Annotated in this window: 19 protein-coding genes; 4 read left to right on the top strand and 15 right to left on the bottom strand. The window is 37.1% G+C overall.

The features are described 5' to 3' along the window. Nucleotides 1–164 precede the first annotated feature (164 nt). The 6 genes from KKG99_08565 to KKG99_08540 form a co-directional block, all read right to left on the bottom strand. A complete protein-coding gene (locus KKG99_08565; protein MBU1013047.1) occupies nucleotides 165–1,820 on the bottom strand; it encodes a M1 family metallopeptidase in 1,656 nt (551 codons plus the stop codon). Between the two features lie 10 nt (nucleotides 1,821–1,830). Continuing rightward, nucleotides 1,831–3,399 (bottom strand): L-serine ammonia-lyase, iron-sulfur-dependent, subunit alpha, encoded by a 1,569-nt coding sequence (locus KKG99_08560; protein MBU1013046.1) that lies wholly within the window; start codon nucleotides 3,397–3,399, stop codon nucleotides 1,831–1,833. Nucleotides 3,400–3,466: 67 nt separating this feature from the next. Beyond that, nucleotides 3,467–4,465 (bottom strand): ornithine cyclodeaminase, encoded by a 999-nt coding sequence (locus KKG99_08555; protein MBU1013045.1) that lies wholly within the window; start codon nucleotides 4,463–4,465, stop codon nucleotides 3,467–3,469. Nucleotides 4,466–4,838: 373 nt separating this feature from the next. After that, nucleotides 4,839–5,972: an ankyrin repeat domain-containing protein gene (locus KKG99_08550; protein ID MBU1013044.1), complete on the bottom strand. Its 1,134-nt coding sequence runs from the start codon at nucleotides 5,970–5,972 to the stop codon at nucleotides 4,839–4,841. Between the two features lie 8 nt (nucleotides 5,973–5,980). After that, the gene (locus KKG99_08545) at nucleotides 5,981–6,745 is read right to left on the bottom strand and encodes an ankyrin repeat domain-containing protein (protein ID MBU1013043.1); all 765 of its coding nucleotides are present in this window, start codon (nucleotides 6,743–6,745) and stop codon (nucleotides 5,981–5,983) included. A gap of 482 nt (nucleotides 6,746–7,227) precedes the next feature. Further along, nucleotides 7,228–8,598: a dipeptidase gene (locus KKG99_08540; GenBank protein MBU1013042.1), complete on the bottom strand. Its 1,371-nt coding sequence runs from the start codon at nucleotides 8,596–8,598 to the stop codon at nucleotides 7,228–7,230. 170 nt (nucleotides 8,599–8,768) lie between these two features. Between KKG99_08540 and gap the strand changes: the two genes are divergently transcribed. Beyond that, nucleotides 8,769–9,782 (top strand): type I glyceraldehyde-3-phosphate dehydrogenase, encoded by a 1,014-nt coding sequence (gene gap, locus KKG99_08535; protein ID MBU1013041.1) that lies wholly within the window; start codon nucleotides 8,769–8,771, stop codon nucleotides 9,780–9,782. A 354-nt stretch (nucleotides 9,783–10,136) separates the two neighbouring features. On the opposite strand, the gene KKG99_08530 is transcribed toward gap, so the two are convergent. From KKG99_08530 to KKG99_08510, 5 genes are all read right to left on the bottom strand, one after another. Continuing rightward, nucleotides 10,137–12,770: a valine--tRNA ligase gene (locus tag KKG99_08530; protein MBU1013040.1), complete on the bottom strand. Its 2,634-nt coding sequence runs from the start codon at nucleotides 12,768–12,770 to the stop codon at nucleotides 10,137–10,139. A 126-nt stretch (nucleotides 12,771–12,896) separates the two neighbouring features. Beyond that, nucleotides 12,897–13,424: a DUF4252 domain-containing protein gene (locus tag KKG99_08525; GenBank protein MBU1013039.1), complete on the bottom strand. Its 528-nt coding sequence runs from the start codon at nucleotides 13,422–13,424 to the stop codon at nucleotides 12,897–12,899. Nucleotides 13,425–13,534: 110 nt separating this feature from the next. Continuing rightward, nucleotides 13,535–14,077 carry a DUF4252 domain-containing protein gene (locus tag KKG99_08520; protein MBU1013038.1) on the bottom strand — a complete coding sequence of 181 codons (543 nt, stop codon included), beginning with the start codon at nucleotides 14,075–14,077 and terminating at the stop codon, nucleotides 13,535–13,537. A gap of 11 nt (nucleotides 14,078–14,088) precedes the next feature. Then, a complete protein-coding gene (locus tag KKG99_08515; protein ID MBU1013037.1) occupies nucleotides 14,089–14,652 on the bottom strand; it encodes a hypothetical protein in 564 nt (187 codons plus the stop codon). Further along, nucleotides 14,633–15,148, bottom strand: a complete 516-nt coding sequence (locus KKG99_08510; GenBank protein MBU1013036.1) for an RNA polymerase sigma factor — start codon at nucleotides 15,146–15,148, stop codon at nucleotides 14,633–14,635. Before KKG99_08510 ends, KKG99_08515 begins: the two co-directional genes overlap by 20 nt. Before the next feature lie 205 nt (nucleotides 15,149–15,353). Here KKG99_08510 and KKG99_08505 point away from each other — a divergent pair, with 205 nt between their 5' ends. The 3 genes from KKG99_08505 (at nucleotide 15,354) to KKG99_08495 (ending at nucleotide 18,696) form a co-directional block, all read left to right on the top strand. Beyond that, nucleotides 15,354–17,159 carry a peptide MFS transporter gene (locus KKG99_08505; GenBank protein ID MBU1013035.1) on the top strand — a complete coding sequence of 602 codons (1,806 nt, stop codon included), beginning with the start codon at nucleotides 15,354–15,356 and terminating at the stop codon, nucleotides 17,157–17,159. 28 nt (nucleotides 17,160–17,187) lie between these two features. Continuing rightward, entirely contained in the window at nucleotides 17,188–17,667 is a 480-nt protein-coding gene (locus tag KKG99_08500; GenBank protein ID MBU1013034.1) for a hypothetical protein, read from the top strand. A gap of 87 nt (nucleotides 17,668–17,754) precedes the next feature. After that, nucleotides 17,755–18,696 carry a TIGR01212 family radical SAM protein gene (locus KKG99_08495; GenBank protein ID MBU1013033.1) on the top strand — a complete coding sequence of 314 codons (942 nt, stop codon included), beginning with the start codon at nucleotides 17,755–17,757 and terminating at the stop codon, nucleotides 18,694–18,696. 6 nt (nucleotides 18,697–18,702) lie between these two features. Here KKG99_08495 and KKG99_08490 read toward each other — a convergent pair whose 3' ends face one another. Genes KKG99_08490 through KKG99_08475 form a run of 4 tightly spaced genes read right to left on the bottom strand, consistent with a single transcriptional unit; the run spans nucleotide 18,703 to nucleotide 21,072 of the window. After that, nucleotides 18,703–19,386 carry a GPP34 family phosphoprotein gene (locus KKG99_08490; protein MBU1013032.1) on the bottom strand — a complete coding sequence of 228 codons (684 nt, stop codon included), beginning with the start codon at nucleotides 19,384–19,386 and terminating at the stop codon, nucleotides 18,703–18,705. A 55-nt stretch (nucleotides 19,387–19,441) separates the two neighbouring features. Next, nucleotides 19,442–19,609: an Arc family DNA binding domain-containing protein gene (locus KKG99_08485; protein MBU1013031.1), complete on the bottom strand. Its 168-nt coding sequence runs from the start codon at nucleotides 19,607–19,609 to the stop codon at nucleotides 19,442–19,444. A 12-nt stretch (nucleotides 19,610–19,621) separates the two neighbouring features. Next, nucleotides 19,622–20,206 (bottom strand): hypothetical protein, encoded by a 585-nt coding sequence (locus tag KKG99_08480; protein MBU1013030.1) that lies wholly within the window; start codon nucleotides 20,204–20,206, stop codon nucleotides 19,622–19,624. Nucleotides 20,207–20,217: 11 nt separating this feature from the next. After that, complete coding sequence (locus tag KKG99_08475) at nucleotides 20,218–21,072, bottom strand: SPFH domain-containing protein (GenBank protein ID MBU1013029.1); 855 nt, start codon at nucleotides 21,070–21,072, stop codon at nucleotides 20,218–20,220. Between the last annotated feature and the right edge of the window lie 14 nt (nucleotides 21,073–21,086).

Raw genomic sequence — 21,086 nt, 5'->3', positions numbered from 1 at the left:
AAACGATTTTTATCGGTCAGATTGAGCTTGTGTTTTGTTTAATGTTTTCAAAAGAATTCAGCATACAGAAGTCAGAATTTAAAATCATAATCTTATTCTTCATTCTATATTCTGAATTCTTTAACCCAACTAATTTGTGGTAGGGTAGATCATTTCTAAAACAACTATTTCTGCTCAATTATTTCTGTTACTTTGAAGGTAGCCACATAAAAATCCTGATCGACATTTACCAATCGGATGGGGGCTTCCAGATTCATTTTTTGCCATCTTTGTGTTGGGTCGAGCCAATGCATTTGGTCATTAACATAAACTTTTACTTTCATATTGAATCCCTTAACACAATTCGTCCAGCGATACTGCATTTGGCCATTGATGAGTGCGTATTCAAAAGTTGGGATTCTTGTATCACGCAAATATTGATCAAAAAACAGTTGTAAATCAATTCCGCTTTTTTCACTAATGAAGTGTTCAATTTGTTCGCTTTTTACCGTTTGGTGATAAAATTCGCTCCCTAAACCTCTCAAAATTTGACGCCATTTTTCATCATCATCGATTAATTGCCTTATAGTATGCAGCATATTTGCTCCTTTGGAGTACATATCGTGCGATCCATTGTAATTAACACCATAAACGCCAACTATCGGACGATCATTGTCAAGATTTAATCTTGTTCCACGACAATATTCCGCGCTGGCTTCCTTGCCCCAGAAATAGTCAACAAACAGGTTTTCGGAATACGCAATAAAACTTTCATGGATCCACATATCGGCTTCATCCCAGTTTGTAATGCTGTTTGCAAACCATTCGTGACCCGATTCATGAATGATGATAAAATCAAATTTCATCCCATAACCGGTACTACTAACATCCCGACCAACATAACCGTTTTTGAATCCATTCCCGTAGGTAACCGAACTTTGGTGTTCCATGCCGGGATAAGCAACTTCAACCAACTTATAGCTGTCTTCATAAAAGGGGTAGGGGCCAAACCAATGTTCGAAAGCTTCCAGCATCAGATGAGCCTGTTTAAATTGTACTTTGGCTTCTTTTTGATGATAATCAAGTACCCAGTAATCACAATCCAAATCGCCCTTTTCGCCTTTATAAACGTCACCGAAGTGGATATAATTTCCAATATTGATATTCACCCCATAATTATTGATGGGATTGGAAACAAACCAATTGTAGGTACTGGTTTTATCAGAGTGGTGTTCCACATTTCGCAATCTTCCATTCGATACATTAATTAATGGATCAGGAACGGTAATGCTAATCAATACACTATCGGGTTCATCGTAAGGATGATCTTTGCCCGGCCACCAAATACTTCCGCCAATGCCTTGGTTTGAAGTAGTGATCAATGGACGACCCTCAAGATCTTTGCCCCAATTTACTCCTCCATCCCAGGGTGGTCGTCTGCTTGCATGGGGTTTTCCCCCATATTCAACCAACACATACTTTAGTTCCCCCTTTTTTTGTTGATCTGTTAATTTTACAAACCAGGCATTTCCGTCTTGCTCAAATTTTTGCTCAATTCCATTTTGAATGACTCGTGTAATTTTCATGGGTGGCTGCAAATCAATTTGCATTAATTGATTTGATTCAATTACCTTGTATCCGATAAGGTTGCTCCCAACAAAACTACTGTCTGCAGGATTGACTTTTAGGCTTAAATGATAATAGGTCAAATCCCACCAGGCACGTTCAGGAGTAATGGATCCTCTTAGGGTGTCCTGACGGGTAAAAACTGTTTTTTGTGCTAATACTCCTGCCGAGAGACACAACGCTATAAGTAAAAGTCCGGTGATTTTTTTTATCATGGTATTATGATTAAGTATTAAGATTATTCATGAAATTTTTTAAGTTAATTGAAGTAGTGGTAATCGCCAATCCCCCTTTACCTGTACATTTTACACAGGTTGGCATTTGTTTGCTGACTCTTGAAACAGTCTCTATCACTTCGTCGAGAGGAATCACTGCATCAAATCCTGAACATGCCATGGTTGCTGAGGAAAGTGCATTCATTGCGGCACTGATGTTTTTCCCCAAACAGGGTACTTCAACGCGGTCGGCCACCGGATCGCATACCAATCCGATCATATTTTGAATGGCCATGGAAGCCGCACCAATGGCTTGTTTAGCCGTTCCTCCAAACAATTGTGCTATGCCTGCCGCAGCCATTCCGGATGCAGCTCCACATTCAACCTGACACCCATGTTCTTCTGCCGAAAATCCGGGTCCGGCAGCAAAATAGGCACCAACAATCCCGGCAGCGAAATATGCTTTTGTTAATTCTTTTTTACTTGAACCTAGGTCTTCAGCAACTGCTTTCAGAACCCCACCAACAGTGCCACATGAACCTGCTGTTGGATTGGCAACAATAACTTCCATGGCGCTTTTTGCTTCCATAATTGCTGAGACATTTGCCACTATTTTATTCACCAATTGACCCTGAAGAATCCGTCCTTTTTTTTCAGCCTTATGAATCAGATGAGATTGCTGCTGCAAAATCCGGTCCTTGTAAACGGTTCCTTCCAATCCGGTTTTTATGCTGGTATCAATAATTTCAATAAGAGTATTCATCTTATTCAGAAGCTCAGCTTCAGAAAGCCCGCTGCGGCATTGCTCATAAATTAACCCAAGTTCGCCTAAATCCAGATTTTCATTCTCTGCATAACTTGATAGGGAAGCGATGGTCGTAAAAGGCATCTCACTTTCGTTCCCTGAAATGATTGGCATGACAGGATTAATGACAATAATCTTATCGATATTTGAATTGCTTTTTAACTGTTCAATAATTTTATCGGGAATTCTCTTCGGGGACTTGATATTTATGAGATTTCCTTTATCATTTGAAGATTGGATTAGTATGACATCTGGAGGAAGCATTGATTTTAAGCCATCAGGCGATAATGAAATATTTTTACTCCAAATGATAAGCTCATTATAATCGCCGCAAATATTAACATTAAAATGATCGATTTGTTGAATTTCGAACGATCCACCTCCAATAGAAACAGCTACGACCTGAATATTATTTCCATTAACACCTTCCAACGAAATTCGGACTGTATTGGCATGTTTGGTTGGGAACGAATTGATTTCATAAGTAATTGAGATTCCTTTCTCTTCTGCGATTTTCGATGTATTTTTCAGGCGCGGATCGGCTATCTCGATATCCAACAACCCGCCATTGATACCCATGTCAGTTCCCTGTTCCCGAAAATTTGGTGCCCAGGCTCCTTCGGTATCGAATTCGATCAATGCTTTTTTGAGCGGTTCACTTAAAATATCCAGACAGGTTCTCGCTATTCTCCATGAAGCAGCCGTATGTGAGCTGGAGGGCCCTCGCATTACAGGTCCAATGACATCATTAAAAATCCCGGGAAGTTTTTTCATTTATTTTCTTTATGAATTTTTTGTTCGATTTATTATAAATATTTCAACGCATCACTAAGTCCCGAATTTAATCAAAAAGCCTGATTTCCTGACCAAATTTACCATTCAATGATTTTTCATATATTTTATTGGCCACTGCAAAATCTTGTATGGCGACCCCAACACTTTTAAAAACAGTCGTTTCACTATCTGAACTTCTTCCTTTTATTTTTCCTGAAATAAAATTCCCAATCTCACCTTTTATATGATCTGCAGTGAATAATCCTGAATTAATAGGTTTAATGAGATCACCACTCTCTGCCATACAAGCTTCCATTTGATCGACATATATCGAAGCATTATGCAGAATAGAAGGATCGATTTCCTGCATCAATGGTTTATACGACCCAATCGCATTGATGTGCACTCCCTTTTTTATATGTTTCTTCATGAATAATGGGAATTCTGCATTGGTGGCGGTACAAATGATGTCACAGCTTTTTAATACTTCCGGATTTTCGGAAACTTTAATTTCGGCATCAACTTTTGTTTTCATTTCTGTAATAAAAGTCTCGGCCATTTCCATATTTTTATCAAAAACCCATACTTTTGAGATCTTACGAACTGCAGCAACTGCTTCAAGTTGAGTCCTGCCTTGTGCCCCACAACCAAATATGGCCAAAGTGTCGGCATCTGCACGGGCAAAATATTTTGTGGCCAATCCGCTTGCAGCCCCGGTTCGCAATGCAGTCAAATATTCACCGTCCATGATTGAAAGTACTTCGCCTGTGAGGGAATCGATCAGCATCACAACACCAACAATTGCAGGTATTCCGTTACTTGATCCACAGGGTTTCTGGGTCAAAATTTTTATTGAAGTTCTTTTAAGTGACTCAACAAATACAGGTTTCAGAAATAGTGTAATCGGTGGCTCCCCATGCGTGGTAACATGCCGTGGAGGCACAAAACTTTTCCCTGACGACATACTTTCAAATGCCTCAGCCATTGCATCAATCGCTTCAACCATGGTGAAATGGTTCCTGATTTCACTTGATTTTATTAGTTTGATGGGCCTTCTGTCCTGCATATTATCATTGATTCAGCAAATTCTCCACTCATTGTTTATTCGTGAAACTAAATTTTTATAAGTGCTAGCGCTATAAAAATTCTAAGTTGAACGAATCCCGATAGTGCAGCGTATCGGGATGAATGAAACTAATACTCCGCCACCTGCCGGCCGCAGGCGGGCTTGTGGCGAAAAAATTAAATACTATTCCAATTGATACCCCGTTGCTCTGCGGCGGGGAGTTTCATTACCCAAAAATAGCTTAAAAATCAAAGAAATGATTATATAATTTTATAATAACTTGCAACTTATCTTTCACCGATATTCAAATCCCCGTAGTGTAATTTTATGCTCAGCCGGCACTCTAAAAACCAAAACATAAGGTATCACCCTATCACTTAACTTTATCTAAAGGTCTGCCGTTATTAACCGACAATTTACCATTGACTATCTTATAATTATAGGTTGCAGAGGCTTGTCCTTCAGGCTTTAAGGTGTAGGTGTCTTCAGAAGCTATAATCCCCCCTTTATGACTGTATGATACATCTTTACCACCGACCTTTCCCACTGCAGCGTACGAATAAGTATTATCTTTATTTACCACAAAGGTAGCCATCATAGTTTTATCGTCGGTTTGGTAACCTTTCCATGTACCCACTAAACTACCGGGTACCGACTTCAAAACAGATTTAGCAGTAACAGCAACAGGTTTAGCACCTGCACTTTCTAAAGCTTTAACAATATCGTTTTTATTCGTCAACGCTCTATTGGCATAACTTAGTTCCGAATCACCCACTTTATTTACCTCATTCACTTTGGCACCACTCTTAATAAGTAAGTTTACAAGTTTTAGGTTCCCTGCTTCCGATGCTAACATAAGTGCCGTTTCACCAGCGGTATTGGCTAAATTCACATTGGCTCCGCTTTTAATTAAAACTTCACAATTGTCCACCGCAGCTTTCCAGCCAGGGTTCGTACCAAGCTTTGCTGCACACATCATAGCAGTCATATCCTGCGCATGCAAAACATTCGGATTTGCACCTAATTCCAGTAATTTAGTGATGGTTTTAAGACGCGCTTTTTTATCCAATGGATTAAATCCCATAGCTGTTCTGGCCAGTGGTCCTGCCCATGGCGATGCTTTCGACACTTCATTTATATCTGCACCACTTTTCACCAACAGTTCTAACATGTCCATATGATACCCCATAGCAGCATAACCAATCGCATTAAAATACGTTGAATTATATCCTTTCAGAATGGCCTTCTGTTCTATTAAATACTTTGCGGCATCTAAACTATTGCGCTGAGCTGCCGTTTGTATGGCATTTATTCCTTGCGAAGTTGACAGATTAATATTTGCACCATGTTTAACTAACAATTTTAATCCCTCTACATTATTGAAATACGAAGCTACATTAATTGCGGGTTCATCGCCAGTGGTTCGGGCTTTGCCCAGATGATTTACATCTACCTTGTAGGTGGTAATTAAATAATCAGCCCACTTGGCATCTTTCGGTCGTATCATGGCCATGTTCAATGGCATACCACTTTCCGGGTGGGGCCATATTTATTGGCTTTGTATTTCATGAGAATATCCAATATGGTATAGTTATCATGGTCTATTGTTGCAGGAATCAGCCCCGGAAAACTATTATCATGTTTGACATCTTCCACATTCGCACCTCGCTTTAAAATTGCTTCAACCGCTTCGGCATGCTGCGAGTTAACAGCACAGTTTAGAGCAGTAGCCTTATATTTACCCATGTAATTAATGTTTAATTTGGGACCGGCGTTGTTTAATATGGCCATGGTGATTGCTTTTGACTCCTCATCTTGTTTTCCAAAAGTCGCTATTATTAAAGCTGTAAACTGGTTATTAAATTCGCTGTGGTAATTGATGTCCACCCCCATTTTTATGAGCCGGACTACATTGTCCAATTTTGAGTTGTAACTGGCTGAGCTGAGCAAGGCAACCAGGGGCGTTGTTTCCCAACCTTTGTCAATACCCGGTTCTGTTGGTGTTATTGTCTTCACATTAATTTTAGGTGCATCGAGTAATATTTTAACGATGTCGTTATTCACTTTCAGGACACCACCACATGCATAATTTAATAAGGAAACACCTTCGTAAATCTCATTTACATTTGCACCGGCATCTATTAAAGCTTTTAACTGGTTCACATCGCCTTTTTCCACTGCAACGAATGTTAATGGCATAATTCCTGCTGTTTGAGCAGATGATACGATGGATAAAAGTGATACACAAAAGATCACAATGATTTTTTTAATGTTCTTCATAATGAGTGTTGAAGTTATTTGTTGATGTTTTTTTAAGTAGGTTAATTAATAATATTGAAGGAAAACAGGGGTGTTTTTAATAAATCCACTAATAAAAAACGCAATAGTGGTGATATCAAAATAAAGAACATTCTTCGCTTCAAAAGTACATAATTATTCAGAGATAACTTCACTCCCGCTCGTTCTATATGCTGTATAAACTAAAACTATTTGTTATCACTACTATCCTTAACCTTCTCTGGCCTCATTCTCAAATTATTAAAACATGCATAACCTATAAAAATAGAACGGACGAGGTAAAACCTTGTCTGAACCTCTTTCTTTTTACTAATAGCCTCAAGCCAACTGGGATTGTCGATTTTTGTTAGTTCTAGCATCCGCCAAAGGCGGATAAATGTCGAGAACTTCACTTTTTATTAACAAAAAAATCAGGCCGCAATGTGATGTGACCTGATTTATCTATTGTCTGGAAACTTTAATGATTACTTCATGATCTTAGCATAGTGCTTATAAAAATGAGTAATCGTTTCAATGCCGTTAAAGAATTGTTCCAACGGGAAATTTTCGTTGGGAGAATGAATGGCATCACTTCCTAAACCAAATCCCATCAATACCGATTTTAAACCCAATACTTCCTCAAAAGTAGAAATAATGGGGATGCTTCCACCTGATCGAACCGGAACAGGCATTCGGTTGTAAACTGCCTCATAAGCTTTTTCGGCAGCTTTATATGCAGGAATATCGATGGGGCAAACATAGGCTTGTCCGCCATGTAAACAATCAACCTTAACTTTAACGTATTTTGGTGCAACTTTTTCGAAATGAGCTTTGAACAATTGCATGATCTTTTCATAATTTTGGTTGGGTACCAAACGGCTTGAAATTTTTGCATAAACTTTTGATGGAAGCACTGTTTTTGCCCCTTCTCCGGTATATCCTCCCCAAATTCCGCAAACGTCGAATGTACAACGAATTCCCGTATGTTCGCTCGGTGTATATCCTTTTTCGCCGAAAAGTTCTTTTACATCGAGTTCTTTTTTGTAAGCCTCTATGTCGAATGGAGCTTCGGCCATTTTTTTTCTTTCTTCCATGCTAACTTCCATCACATCATCGTAGAATCCGGGAATGGTGATATGCCCGTTATCATCTACCATATCGGTAATCATTTTAGCCAATACATTGATCGGGTTAGCCACTGCACCTCCGAATAAACCTGAATGCAGGTCCTTATTCGGACCTGTAACTTCTACTTGCCAATAAGCCAATCCTCTTAGTCCGGTGGTAATTGATGGAATGTTAGGTGCGATCATGCTGGTATCAGAAACGAGTATGATATCTGCTTTGAGCATTTCTTTATTTTCGGCACACCATTTTCCTAAACCGGGCGATCCAACTTCTTCACCACCTTCAATCATGAATTTAACATTACAGGGTAGCGTATTGGTTTGAACCATGGTTTCAAAAGCCTTGGCATGCATAAAACCCTGACCTTTATCATCATCGGCGCCTCTGGCCCAAATTTTACCATCTTTGATGGTTGGCTCAAATGGAGGGATTTTCCATAGTTCGATAGGGTCGACAGGCATCACGTCGTAATGGCCATAAACCAATACAGTAGGTGCCTTAGGGTCAATTATTTTTTCGCCATAAACAACGGGATTGAAGTCGGTAGGGAAAATTTCTGCTTTATCTGCACCGGCTTTCAAAATTGTTTCTTTCCAGTATTCGGCAGCTTTAAGCATGTCTTCTTTATGATCAGCAATAGAACTGATTGAAGGAATTCTGATTAATCCGAACAATTCGTCTAAAAATCTGTCTTTGTTTTCTTTGATGTATTTCTTCGCTTGTTCCATGATGGTATTTATATTTTATAAATTCATAAGCTATAAAGGTAAGAAATTTAAAATTTAAGCAGCCAGTATAATCATAAAATTAGTTAAAAGTACTGATGTATTTTAGATATATCTCCGAGCTTTTCCGTATAATTTTCATAATTTAGCAGCATCAAATAATTTATATAAGAATGGAAAAAATTAGGGTTGCTATTAATGGTTTTGGAAGGATAGGACGGATTACCTTACGTCAGCTAATGAAGAATGAAAGGATGGAAGTTGTTGCAATCAACGATTTAGCCGACAATAGAACTTTGGCACACTTATTTAAGTATGATTCTGTTCACCACCAATATCAAGGCAGTGTTGATTTTGATAAGGAAAATTTAATCGTTGATGGTCATCCTATTAAAATATTATCAGAGAAATACCCGGCCAAACTTCCATGGAAATCGCTTCAAATTGATGTGGTGATTGAGGCGACAGGAAATTTTGTTACAAAAAACAAGGCTATCCAGCATGTTACAAGTGCCGGAGCAAAAAAAGTGATTATTTCTGCACCAGCAAAAGGTGAAAGTAATGGGGTAAAATACATTGTATTGGGCGTTAATGATCACCTGATTGATAGGAACGATGTGATTATCTCGAACTCTAGTTGTACCACAAATAATGTGGCTCCATTGATTATGATTTTAGATGATTTATGGGGCGTTGAAAAGGGTTTTATTACGACTGTTCACTCCTATACCAAAGATCAAAATTTAATTGATGGGCCACATAAAGATTTACGCAGAGCTCGTGCTGCAGCTTATTCTATTGTTCCTACAACTACCGGAGCGGCAAAGGCTGCCACCAAAATTTTCCCACATTTAAAGAATAATTTAGGTGGGGCAGGTATTCGTGTTCCTGTGCCTGATGGTTCATTGACCGATCTTACCTGTACTTTAAGAAATCCGGCAAGCATTGAAGAGATCAATAAGGCTTTTAAGCAAGCCGCAGAAGGTAAACTGAAAGGGATATTGGAATATACTGAAGATCCAATCGTTTCAATGGATGTGATTGGCAATACCCACTCTGCCATTTTTGATGCCGGGTTAACCGCGGTATTGGGCGATAAAAATAAACTGGTTAAAGTCGTGGCCTGGTACGATAATGAAATGGGCTATTCTACACGATTGGTTGAGCTGATTGAGAAGTTTGTTTAGACCATGGTAATACAGTTGTTATACGATAGAAATACTTTGTAATACAATAGTTGTGCGAAGTTTAAAACTTCGCACAGCATTATCAGTTATTTTAGAAATAAGATGTACTCTAATTGAAAAATCCTAATTTTCAAATCAACACATTGACGAATTAACCTTGGACATTTCGATACTTTTCACTTCGTGAAAAACTCAATGTCCAATCATTAGCACACTTGCCTGCTGCAAGCAGGTCAGCACATTTTCAAATCATCAAATTACCAAGGACACTTCGGCTCCGCTCAGTGTCCAATGATTATTACATTTTCAAATTGGCACACTTGCCTGCGGCTGGCAGGTTTTCAAATCATCAAATTATCTTAGCATTTTCAGTTGCTCTTCCAATACCAATATCCTTGCTTCGGCATCAGCTTGTTTTTTACGTTCGATTTCAACAACTTTTTCAGGAGCACTGCTTACAAACCTTTCGTTCGAAAGCTTTTTTATCACCGTTTGGATAAATCCACGGGTATATTTTAATTCTGTTTCCAACTTTTCAATTTCTGCTTCAACATCAATATTTTCGAGAAGCGGGATATAAAACTCAGTCGATTTCAAAGTGAACGAATTGGCACCTTCAACTTTTTCGGTTACGTATTCAATTGTTTCCAGATTACAGAGTTTGGCAATTAAACTGTCGAAAGTTAGATCAGCCTTAGTGTCATTTTTTTTAATGAACAATTTCAGCGATTCTTTGTTTTGAATATTTTTCTGACTTCTTACACTTCTTAAAGCAATGATAACCTCGTTTGCGGTTTCAAATTGTGCCAGAATTTTATGATCAATTTTCCCTCTTTTTGGTAATAAACTAACCATGAGATCTTCGCTTCGTTTTTCATCAGCAATTTGATGCCATATTTCTTCTGATATAAAGGGAATAAATGGATGCGCAATCTTCATTAAGGTTTCGAAAAAGTCAATGGTTCTTTCAAGCGTGAGTTTGTCGATTGGTTTTTGATAGGCTGGTTTTACCATCTCTAAATACCACGAACAGAAGTCGTCCCAAATTAACTTATAGGTGGTCATTAATGCATCCGAAATGCGGTATTTTGAAAAATGATCGTCCAAAGTTTTAAGGGTTTCATTTAATTTGGCTTCAAACCAATGAATAGAAACTTTACTTGAATCAGGTTGCTCTATCGTTGAATCAACTTCCCAGCCTTTTACCAAACGCAATGCGTTCCAGATTTTATTACTGAAATTTCGTCCCTGCTCACAAAGCCCTTCGTCGAAAGGTAAGTCGTTTCCGGCAGGGGAGGTGAGGAGCATTCCGACACGTACTCCATCGGCACCATATTTATCGATAAGCTCAATAGGATCGGGTGAATTACCAAGCGATTTCGACATTTTTCGTCCTAGTTTATCTCGCACAATTCCTGTCAGATAAACATTTTTAAATGGAATATCTTTGCGATATTCAAGTCCGGCAATAATCATACGGGCTACCCAAAAGAATAAAATTTCAGGAGCGGTAATCAAATCATTGGTTGGATAATAATATTTGATGTCCTTATTTTCTGGATTTCGAATTCCGTCGAATACGGAAATGGGCCATAACCATGACGAAAACCAGGTATCGAGTACATCTTCATCCTGTTTTAAATCTTCAATCTTAAGGTTTGGCAGATTGAATTTTTGTTGTGCTAAGTTTAATGCTTCTTCTGGCGATTTGGCAACGACCATTTCATTGTTTGGCAAATAATAAACAGGGATGCGCTGCCCCCACCAAAGTTGTCTTGAAATACACCAATCCCTCACATTTTCCATCCAATGACGGTAAGTGTTTTTGAATTTTTTGGGATAAAATTGAATGGTATCGTTCATTACGATTTCAAGGGCCGGTTTGGCCAAATCTTCCATTTTCAAGAACCATTGCAACGATAGTTTGGGTTCAATAACTGCATCGGTTCGCTCCGAAAATCCAACCTTATTAACATAATCTTCGGTTTTAACCAAAAAACCATTCGCATTTAAATCTTTAACAATTTCTTTACGAACGGCAAAACGATCTTTCCCGATATATAATTGGGCAGCTTTATTCAAGGTGCCATTATCGTTGAAAATGTCGATGATATCAAGTTTGTATTTAAACCCCAGATTGTAGTCGTTGATATCATGTGCCGGGGTAATTTTTAAAGCACCGGTTCCGAATTCACGATCAACATAATTATCAAAAATAACAGGTACCGAACGGTTAACCAAGGGTACAATTACTCTTTTACCTTTTAGGTGTTGAAATCTTTCATCCTCCGGATGAACACAAAGTGCCGTATCGCCCAAAATGGTTTCAGGTCGTGTGGTTGCAATGGTTACCCAATCATCGGTACTTCCTTCAACCTGATATCTTAAATAATATAATTTTGAATTTACTTCTTTATGAATTACTTCTTCGTCGGAAAGTGCCGTTAATGCCGAAGGATCCCAATTAACCATTCGCACGCCACGATAAATCAAGTCTTTATTATATAAGTCAATAAATACATCAATTACCGATTCGTAAAGGGATTCATCCATGGTAAAAGCCGTTCTTTCCCAATCGCAGGAAGCACCCAATTTTTTAAGTTGCTCCAGAATGATCCCTCCATGTTTCTCTTTCCATTCCCAGGCGTGAGCCAAAAACTCATCACGATTGAGCATTGATTTTTCAATTCCTTCTGCTTTAAGTTTTGCAACCACTTTTGCTTCGGTGGCAATGGAAGCATGATCGGTACCGGGCACCCAGCAGGCATTTTTGCCCAGCATCCTTGCTCTTCTGGTCAACACATCCTGAATGGTATTGTTCAACATGTGGCCCATATGCAACACTCCGGTCACATTTGGTGGCGGAATTACAATGCAATAAGGCTCACGGTCATCAGGTTCCGAATGAAAATATCCTTTTCCCATCCAATGTCCATACCATTTATCTTCAGTGTCTTGAGGGTTGTATTTGCTAGGTATTTCGGTCATTATTCGTAGTTTGCAAAATTAAGTTGCGAAATTAGTAAAAATTTGAGTTAAACCATTTTTGTTTTAGGGCATAAAAAAAGGATTTGCTTAGCAAATCCTTTAAAAAACTCAATCAAATAATAATTTTTAGCGATGTTTATAATTCTTATGGTGATTATGTATTCCATAAAAGCGTGGCATATGACCATGCATACTTAAAAAATCAGCCGGTTTCATATTTCCACGAACAGAGATGATTGCTGCTTCTTCATCTTCATTTATGATAATTAAACCTTCTTTTACCAATCCATCTTCTCCTTCAATGATATAAATCCCAACATTTTCGTCACCGCTCTTTACATCAACCAATTGCTCGTAGTTATTTTTTTCGATAATGGCGTTTACTTCTTTATAAAAGTCAGAATCACGAAACGATTTATAATGATTTTCGAAATTAAGGATATTGATTTTACTGATTTGATTGATAAGGTTACCTAATTCACCTTCCTCAGCATTTGCAAAATGGATTTTCAAACCATCCAGTGAGAACATAATTGAAGTAACGTCTTTACTATCACTGTATTTATTGAAAAGATCGTCGAAAGGACCTTTTTGTGCCATTAATGTTAATGGCATGAGTAAAGCAACTGTAATAATGAGTCGAAGTGTTTTCATATTTTAAAATTTTATAGTGAATATTAATTCATTTCTAAATAAGGTTAATGATTGAATAAACTCAACTATACAATTTCATGATAGATTTACTTCCAAAAAATAGGGTGCAGCTATTTTTTGTATTTATCTAAGCTGTTCAATTTGTCCATTCCGTTAATTTTAACAGTTTTCGACAATTTTGAAATAGCTTGTAAGTCGATGATACCGAAGAAACTTAATACTGTGACTTCGTTATTTTCGCTGGCGACTAACATCAGTTCAACGATGTCTTTACCCACTGTTTTAGTCATGAACTTTACTTCCTGACCGTTTTCTTTCATTACCATCAATTCCTCAAAGTTTTTGTCTTTCAAGGAGGCGTTTAAGCTTTTTCTGAATTCTTCCAGCCTTGTGCTGTTTTGTGAATCACAGGATAGGATTTTTAAGCCATCAAGGTTATCCAATACGCCTTGCATTTGATTTAAATCGCTGTCTTCAATTCCTTCCATTTTTGCAAAAAAGGCAAACATTGATTTTGAAATATTTACTGAGGTAAATCCATCTTGTCCCGAATATTTATCGAAGAGTTTATCTATCGATGAACTCTGCGCGCTTAGCATTGAAGGGAATATGATTAATGCAAGGATCAAACTTTTAAATCTTAGTTTTTTCATGATTATTTAAATTAATTGTTTATTACTTTTTGCTGCGTTTCATAAAATTTTGAAATTTTTCCCACCTCTTCCATACCTTTACTTAGGCTTTCTACTTTTGATAACTGATTCATTCCATCATCGAATTTTGCAATATTATCGACTGGTTTCAGTCCATGGTTAAACAGTCCTGAAACAATGAGAAGTGCATTTTTTGTCTCCTCATAAGCTACTTGTGGATCGTTAAAAGTGTCTTTCATTTTTGATGAAAAAGGATCAATATTGGTAAAAATGCTGATGATTATCAGGATACTGGCGGCTATACCGGAAATATAATAAATGTACCTTCGGCGAATCTGACGTTTGTTGGATGTTTCGAAGTTGTTAATTTGGGCAAATAGCTTTTGATCAAAAGATTCATCAAGTTCATCTTTGGTTTTCTCTTGTGAGAAATAGTTGAATGAATCTTTTAAGGAAGCCAAATGCGGGGGTAAGTTTTCTCCTTGAAAAAACTCTTTCAATATTTTTTCATCTTCAAGCGATGTATCTCCATCGAAATACATCTCAAGCAATTTTTCAATTCGACGAAAATTCATAATTGTTTATTTTTATTAGTGTGTCACGTACTTTTTTTCTGGCCCTCGAAAGGCTTACCCTGATTGTATTCAGACTTAATTGTGTTATTTCTGCAATTTCATCATAATCACAATTCTCAATATCCCTTAAATGAATGATCAGTTTTTGCTGTTCAGGAAGCTCATTGATGATTTCATGTATTTTCCGAACCGTATCCTTCAGTTTTGTTTGTTGATATGGACTGTTTTCACTCATTTGTATGTCAATGTTTTTTAATTCAGTAGTCCTGTTTCTAAGTGATTTAATTTTATCAAGACATAAGTTTTTTGTAATAACCATCGCAAATGCTTCAATACTTCTGTACTCTTCAAGCTTTTCTTTTTTCGACCATAAGCGAATAAATACCTCCTGAACTGTATCTTCAGCCTCAGCAGTATCATTTAGCATTCTATTGGCCAAACGATAGAGCTTATTTTTAATGGGTAGTACTTCGCTTTTGAATTTTTCTACGGTCATTAATTTATATTCTTTACAAACAAGACGACTCAATCTTTAAAACATTACATCATCCTTACGAATTAATTTATCTCGATACTTTCTATATGTTCTTAATCATTTGGAATCCTTGTAAATTTAATTATTTTTGTATACTTCATACGATTATACGTCGTAAAGAAGAAAAGATATTATACTATTTATTAATAACCTAAAACTTAAATTTATGTTTAAAGGACATCCAAAAGGATTAATCGTAGCTTTTTTCGCCAATATGGGGGAAAGGTTCGGTTTTTACACCATGATGGCGTGCTTAGTATTTTACTTGCAAGCAAAATACAATATGACCGCCACAGTAGCCGGTGACATTTATAGTTGGTTCTATTTTGGTATCTATGCAGCTGCACTAATTGGTGGCTTAATTGCTGATGGTACCAACAATTATAAGAGAACCATCTTTTTCGGTATTGTCACAATGCTTGGTGGGTATATCATCATGTCTGTTCCGGGAATGGGCTTACCTATTACCATTACAGGTTTAGCCGTTATTGCTTTCGGAAATGGTCTTTTTAAAGGTAACCTACAAGCGATTGTTGGACAAATGTATGACGATCCTAAGTATGAAAAATTGCGTGATTCTGCATTTAGCGTTTTTTATATGGGGATTAATATGGGTGCCTTAATTGCTCCATTTGCTGCGAATGGTATTCGTAACTGGTATCTAAGAACTCAAGGATTTGAATATAATTCAGATCTTCAGGTGTATGCCGCAAGATTTAATATTGGCGAACTACCCCTAATCAATACCGGTGATATGATTCATTTTGCTGGGAACTCAACTGAAATGATGGTAACTTCTGGTAATAGCAGTTTAACAGGTTTTGTAACCAATTACCTTGATTCATTTGCAACCGGATATAACTATGCATTTGGTATTGCAGCATTTTCGATGATTATCAGTTTTGTGATTTTCTCAATTTTTAAAGGCAGATTGCCGGATAAAAAGAGACCGGTTGTTGAAGCTAAGACAGATAAAACAAGTTCAAATAGTATAAATCCTGTTAAGGTTGCGGTATCACTTGGTTTAATGGCTGCTACTGCAGTGATCTTTCACTTTGCATTCGATAACTATAAACTTGGATTGGCGATAGGTCTTTTTGTTGCGTTTGTAGCCTGGATTTTCCAAAATGCTACTAAAGAAGAACGACCACGGGTTAATGCACTAATGCTTGTTTTCCTGGTCGTAATTTTCTTCTGGATGTCGTTCCATCAAAATGGATTGACCCTATCAATGTTTGCACGTGATTATACCGCAAATGAAATTCCTGCATACTCGAACATGTTATTTACATTACCATCACTACTTTGTATTTTTGCATTTATTGTTGGTCTTGTTTATTTGATTGGCAAAAAATCTACTTCCAGAGAAAGATTATTAGGTGGATTAACTTCGATCGCAGGTATTGGTGTTGGATATTATTTGTATACCACATTCGGAACAGCAAATAAAATTGAGCCTGAAATTTTCCAAAGTTTTAACCCAATTTTCATCGTTTTCTTAACTCCGGTTATTTTAGCCTTATTTACCTGGTTAAGAAACAGGAAAATTGAACCTAGCACTCCACGTAAAATCGGGATTGGTATGATTTTAGCCGCACTTGGATTTGTGGTAATGATTGTTGGCTCAATGAACCTGGAGTCTCCATCTGCATTAGCCGGAACTCCTTCTCCTGACAGAATCTCGGTTTATTGGTTAATCAATACCTATCTGGTTTTAACCATTGCTGAACTTTTCTTGAGCCCGATGGGTATTTCATTCGTTTCAAAAGTATCTCCATCACGATTCCAGGGATTAATGCAAGGTGGTTGGTTATTAGCTACAGCCGTTGGAAATAAACTTCTTTTTGTTGGAAGTTCATTGTGGGGTGAAATCGAACTGTGGCAATTATGGGCAATTTTCGTAATCTGTTGTATTGCTTCCGCTGCTTTTGTTTTCGCTATCATGAAACGACTTGAAAAAGCTACTTTATAATTTATTCAGAAAATTAAAAAATATACACATGAAAAAGATAATATCAATAATCAGTGTTCTTTTCTTAGCCCTGATTTTTACATCCTGTGCGGAAAAAGAGAAAATCGATACATCACAGGCTCCTGCGGAAATAAAAGATGCAATTGAAATGTCTTATCAGCTCAGTAATCAACTTACAGATATGCAAGTTGCAGCCGGAAGTGATAAGGTAATCAATGCTGAGGAAATTTCCGTTATAGGCGTTGCATTCAAAAAACTTGCGATCGTTAACAATTACAACTTGAAAAACTTCAAAGACAACAAATTTTTTATTGCTCTAAATAAAGAGCGAAAAAGCGAGTACGATGCGTTAGCGAAAAAAGTTGTTTTTCTGAAAGATTGTGAAGGTTATGATGCCCTCGGACTTGAAGTTCAAAAAATTGCACTTGAAGTTAAAGGTGTGACCGAATTACCGGCTGAAGCGCCGGAAGTTGAAGAAACTACTGAAGAAGCTGAAGTAGTAAATTAAATTCTTTATTTCGTTATTCAACATATTTAAAGTGTTGTTTAAAAAGCTGTCATCTAGTTATGGCAGCTTTTTTTATATTTTTGATTTATGGATTATTTGTGGGGACATAAAAGACGTTTTAATGCTTATGCCAACTATTTTAAGCAGAAATTTGGCGAGCGGGTGCAAAAATTAAGCATTGATGCGGGCTTCACCTGTCCGAACCGTGATGGAAAAGTGGGTCGTGGTGGTTGTACCTATTGTAATAACGATGCCTTTAATCCTTCTTATTGCGAATCGGGTAAATCGGTTAGCAAACAAATTGAAGAAGGTATTGAATTTCATTCAAACAGGTACAGAAGAGCAAATAAGTATCTTGCTTACTTTCAGGCCTATTCAAATACATATGCAGATCATGAGCATCTAAAAATGATTTATGAGGAAGCTTTGAGTAAACCTGAAATTATTGGGTTGGTGATTGGAACAAGGCCCGATTGTGTGAATGAAAAGTTATTGGATTATTTTAAAGCGTTATCGGAAAAGTTCTATATCATAATAGAATATGGTTTAGAATCGTGTTATGATAAAACCCTGATCGAAATCAATAGGGGACACACTTTTCAACAATCCGTCGATGCCATTAAACTCACTGCATCAAAAGGGATTAAAACAGGGGCTCATCTGATATTTGGTTTGCCTGGTGAAAGCAGAAAGGAAATGTTAGCCGAAGCAGAAATCCTGTCAAAACTTCCTATCAATAATATGAAATTCCATCAGCTCCAGATTATTAAAGGAACTAAGATGGAAGAAGAATATAAATCAACCCCTGAACATTTTGAATTTTTTGAGTTGCACGAATATGTTGAATTCGTGATAGATTTCTTGGAAAGACTGAATCCCAATATTGTGATTGAACGATTTGCAGGAGAAGTGCCGCCTCGTTTTTTGGCCGGTCCTGGATGGGGTTTGATCAGGAATGATCAGATTTTAAATTTGATTGAAAAACGATTGGAAGATCGCGACACCTGGCAAGGTCGACTTTTCATTTAGGATAAACTAATGGCTTCCACCTGCCGCACCCGCCGAAGAGGCTGCTATTGCAATTGTTATAGCCATTTGGATTTGTTTGATAGTAGCCGCAAGAATTTCGGAAATCGGACTTTCTTTTAAAATCTGTTTTAGTTCTTGTCGGACAATTTTACGTTTACTCCGGTCTGGTTCAATTATGCTGTGCATCTTGCAAGATTCTACCAAACCAAGGATAGCGACATCTGCCTCGGTTTTTGGTTTTTTATAAATTAACACTTCTCTCAGATTGTATATTAATTTTTGTCTTGAACTGGTGTCAATCAGATAGCTTCTTCTATAGGGAATCCATAAAAATTTTAATTCCTTGATTCGAATCAGCCTTTTTTTTGCAAGTCCATCTAAGAATATCCATTTAAATTTTCTGGGTCGGCGGCCGAATTTTTGAATCCAAAATCTTGGTTTATGCAAGCGATGTCCAAGTTGTATGGATTGAATAATCTCTTCAAAGATTGGATAGTCGGGATCTATTGTTACCGGCTGTTGCTCAATTACAACACGAGCTTCCTTAAGTGAAATGATTTTTCTGAGCGAAAGTTCGAGTAAAATGGCTCCTGCAATTCCATATTTGAAATGGATGGGAGGAATTTTAAATCTTCCTTTTTCAGGATGATGGGCAATTAATAAAAATTTCTCAATTGTATTTAATTCCATAGTTGGGATCCTGTTTTTTATTAAAAGGCAAAAAGCATTTGTAAAAGTTAAAGAATTATTTCATGGTTTTTTCTTTAGGGAATCTACCTGCATCCTTTAACGCTTTACTTAGCATCCATTCAATCTGTCCATTGGTGCTGCGGAATTCATCCGCAGCCCATTTTTCAATCGCCTTCATCACTTCGGTGCTTATTCGTAAAGCAAATGCTTTTTTAGCCATAATTTATCATTGTCTTTAATCTTTTTTTATCATATTCAAAAGCTTGCTCCCCTGCTCCAAGAATAGATATAATTCTATTTCTTCGGTAATCCATCTGTTCGTTTTTAACCCTATAATGGATTTATCTGTTAGTTTTGGGTTGTAGTGCATAGAATTCTTTTCCACTACTAATTCTATAGGCGAAACTTTATCGTATAATCTTATAAATTCTAAACCTACTTTTTGATTTACAACTTGCTTTACAAAACTATCCTTAGAACAATTAATGTATAATTTTTTATCTAATTCTGAAATTCCTGATTTAGCGTTATGTCTAAAAGTCAAGAAATCAATCCAAAATTTTGGTCGAACCTTAAGTTCAGGAATTTCTCTATTAGAATAATTCCGAAATATTCCCGAAAAAGTATAATTAGCACCAGCATCAAATGCAACATAGTTATATGTGTGTACTCCTACTGTATATTCTAATATAAAAAACTTTTTATTTACCAGAGAACCCATATTTGATATGATTGAGGTATTTGGCTGTGTATTTGACAAAAAGCTATAATTATTCTTCTTTGAAAAATCAGTTAATAATTCAATAGATGATTTTTCCATAAGGAATTAGATTATTGATGTAAAGTCCCTGTATTGATTACCGGAGAAGCATCTTTGTCAGAGCAAAGCACCACCATTAAATTACTGACCATGGCGGCTTTTTTCTCATCGTCAAATTCGATAATTTCTTTTTGAGATAACTGTTCAAGTGCCATTTCAACCATGCTGACTGCTCCTTCAACAATTTTATAACGTGCTGCCACAATCGCTGTAGCCTGCTGTCGGCGAAGCATTGCACTTGCAATTTCAGAGGCATAAGCCAGGTAAGAAATACGAGCCTCCATCACACGAATACCTGCAATGGCAAGCCTTTCCCTAAGTTCTTCTTCTAGTTTTTCATTAACATCTTCACCTCCAGAACGCAAAGTGATATCGGCCTGTTCATCATCAAAATTATCATATGGATAATGTCCTGCTAATTTCCGAATAGCGGCTTCACTCTGGATATTTACGAAATGGGTAAAATCGTCCACTTCGAATGCAGCTTTGTAAGTGTTTTCTACTTTCCAAACCAACACGATACCGATCATGATCGGGTTGCCTACCTTATCGTTTACCTTGATTGGATCGCTGTTAAGATTTAATGCCCGTAACGAAATTTTCTTTTTGTTAAAGAAAGGATTCACCCAAAAAAATCCGTTTTCTTTAATGGTTCCTTTATAGGCACCAAATAGAACCAACACGCTTGATTCATTGGGGTTTACAACAACAAATCCTCCGGTACAAAACAATGCAATGGCTACAAAAATGAAGAGTGGAAACATTTTTGTGAAAATGATGCCGAGTACAGGAACAATGATAAATAACAGGATAAGGAATAAGGCAATGTATCCTGATGAGGGCAAATAGGTTTTTTCTTCTTTCATGGTTTTTTAATTTT

This window comes from Bacteroidota bacterium (assembly GCA_018816945.1).
Classification (GTDB): domain Bacteria; phylum Bacteroidota; class Bacteroidia; order Bacteroidales.
The sequence above is the reverse complement of the archived record's forward strand: the minus strand, read 5'-3'. Positions and strand labels throughout refer to the sequence as shown.

Excerpts from the sequence above, each read along its gene's own strand:
- KKG99_08520 (MBU1013038.1), bottom strand. The coding sequence starts at position 14,077 with ATGAAAAAACTAAGATTTAAAAGTTTGATCCTTGCATTAATCATATTC.
- KKG99_08540 (MBU1013042.1), bottom strand. The coding sequence starts at position 8,598 with ATGGAACAAGCGAAGAAATACATCAAAGAAAACAAAGACAGATTTTTA.
- KKG99_08480 (MBU1013030.1), bottom strand. The coding sequence starts at position 20,206 with ATGGAAAAATCATCTATTGAATTATTAACTGATTTTTCAAAGAAGAAT.
- KKG99_08550 (MBU1013044.1), bottom strand. The coding sequence starts at position 5,972 with ATGATACGACCGAAAGATGCCAAGTGGGCTGATTATTTAATTACCACC.
- KKG99_08555 (MBU1013045.1), bottom strand. The coding sequence starts at position 4,465 with ATGCAGGACAGAAGGCCCATCAAACTAATAAAATCAAGTGAAATCAGG.
- KKG99_08545 (MBU1013043.1), bottom strand. The coding sequence starts at position 6,745 with ATGAAGAACATTAAAAAAATCATTGTGATCTTTTGTGTATCACTTTTA.
- KKG99_08510 (MBU1013036.1), bottom strand. The coding sequence starts at position 15,148 with ATGACCGTAGAAAAATTCAAAAGCGAAGTACTACCCATTAAAAATAAG.
- KKG99_08530 (MBU1013040.1), bottom strand. The coding sequence starts at position 12,770 with ATGACCGAAATACCTAGCAAATACAACCCTCAAGACACTGAAGATAAA.
- gap (MBU1013041.1), top strand. The coding sequence starts at position 8,769 with ATGGAAAAAATTAGGGTTGCTATTAATGGTTTTGGAAGGATAGGACGG.
- KKG99_08565 (MBU1013047.1), bottom strand. The coding sequence starts at position 1,820 with ATGATAAAAAAAATCACCGGACTTTTACTTATAGCGTTGTGTCTCTCG.
- KKG99_08505 (MBU1013035.1), top strand. The coding sequence starts at position 15,354 with ATGTTTAAAGGACATCCAAAAGGATTAATCGTAGCTTTTTTCGCCAAT.
- KKG99_08560 (MBU1013046.1), bottom strand. The coding sequence starts at position 3,399 with ATGAAAAAACTTCCCGGGATTTTTAATGATGTCATTGGACCTGTAATG.
- KKG99_08495 (MBU1013033.1), top strand. The coding sequence starts at position 17,755 with ATGGATTATTTGTGGGGACATAAAAGACGTTTTAATGCTTATGCCAAC.
- KKG99_08525 (MBU1013039.1), bottom strand. The coding sequence starts at position 13,424 with ATGAAAACACTTCGACTCATTATTACAGTTGCTTTACTCATGCCATTA.
- KKG99_08515 (MBU1013037.1), bottom strand. The coding sequence starts at position 14,652 with ATGAATTTTCGTCGAATTGAAAAATTGCTTGAGATGTATTTCGATGGA.
- KKG99_08490 (MBU1013032.1), bottom strand. The coding sequence starts at position 19,386 with ATGGAATTAAATACAATTGAGAAATTTTTATTAATTGCCCATCATCCT.
- KKG99_08475 (MBU1013029.1), bottom strand. The coding sequence starts at position 21,072 with ATGAAAGAAGAAAAAACCTATTTGCCCTCATCAGGATACATTGCCTTA.
- KKG99_08500 (MBU1013034.1), top strand. The coding sequence starts at position 17,188 with ATGAAAAAGATAATATCAATAATCAGTGTTCTTTTCTTAGCCCTGATT.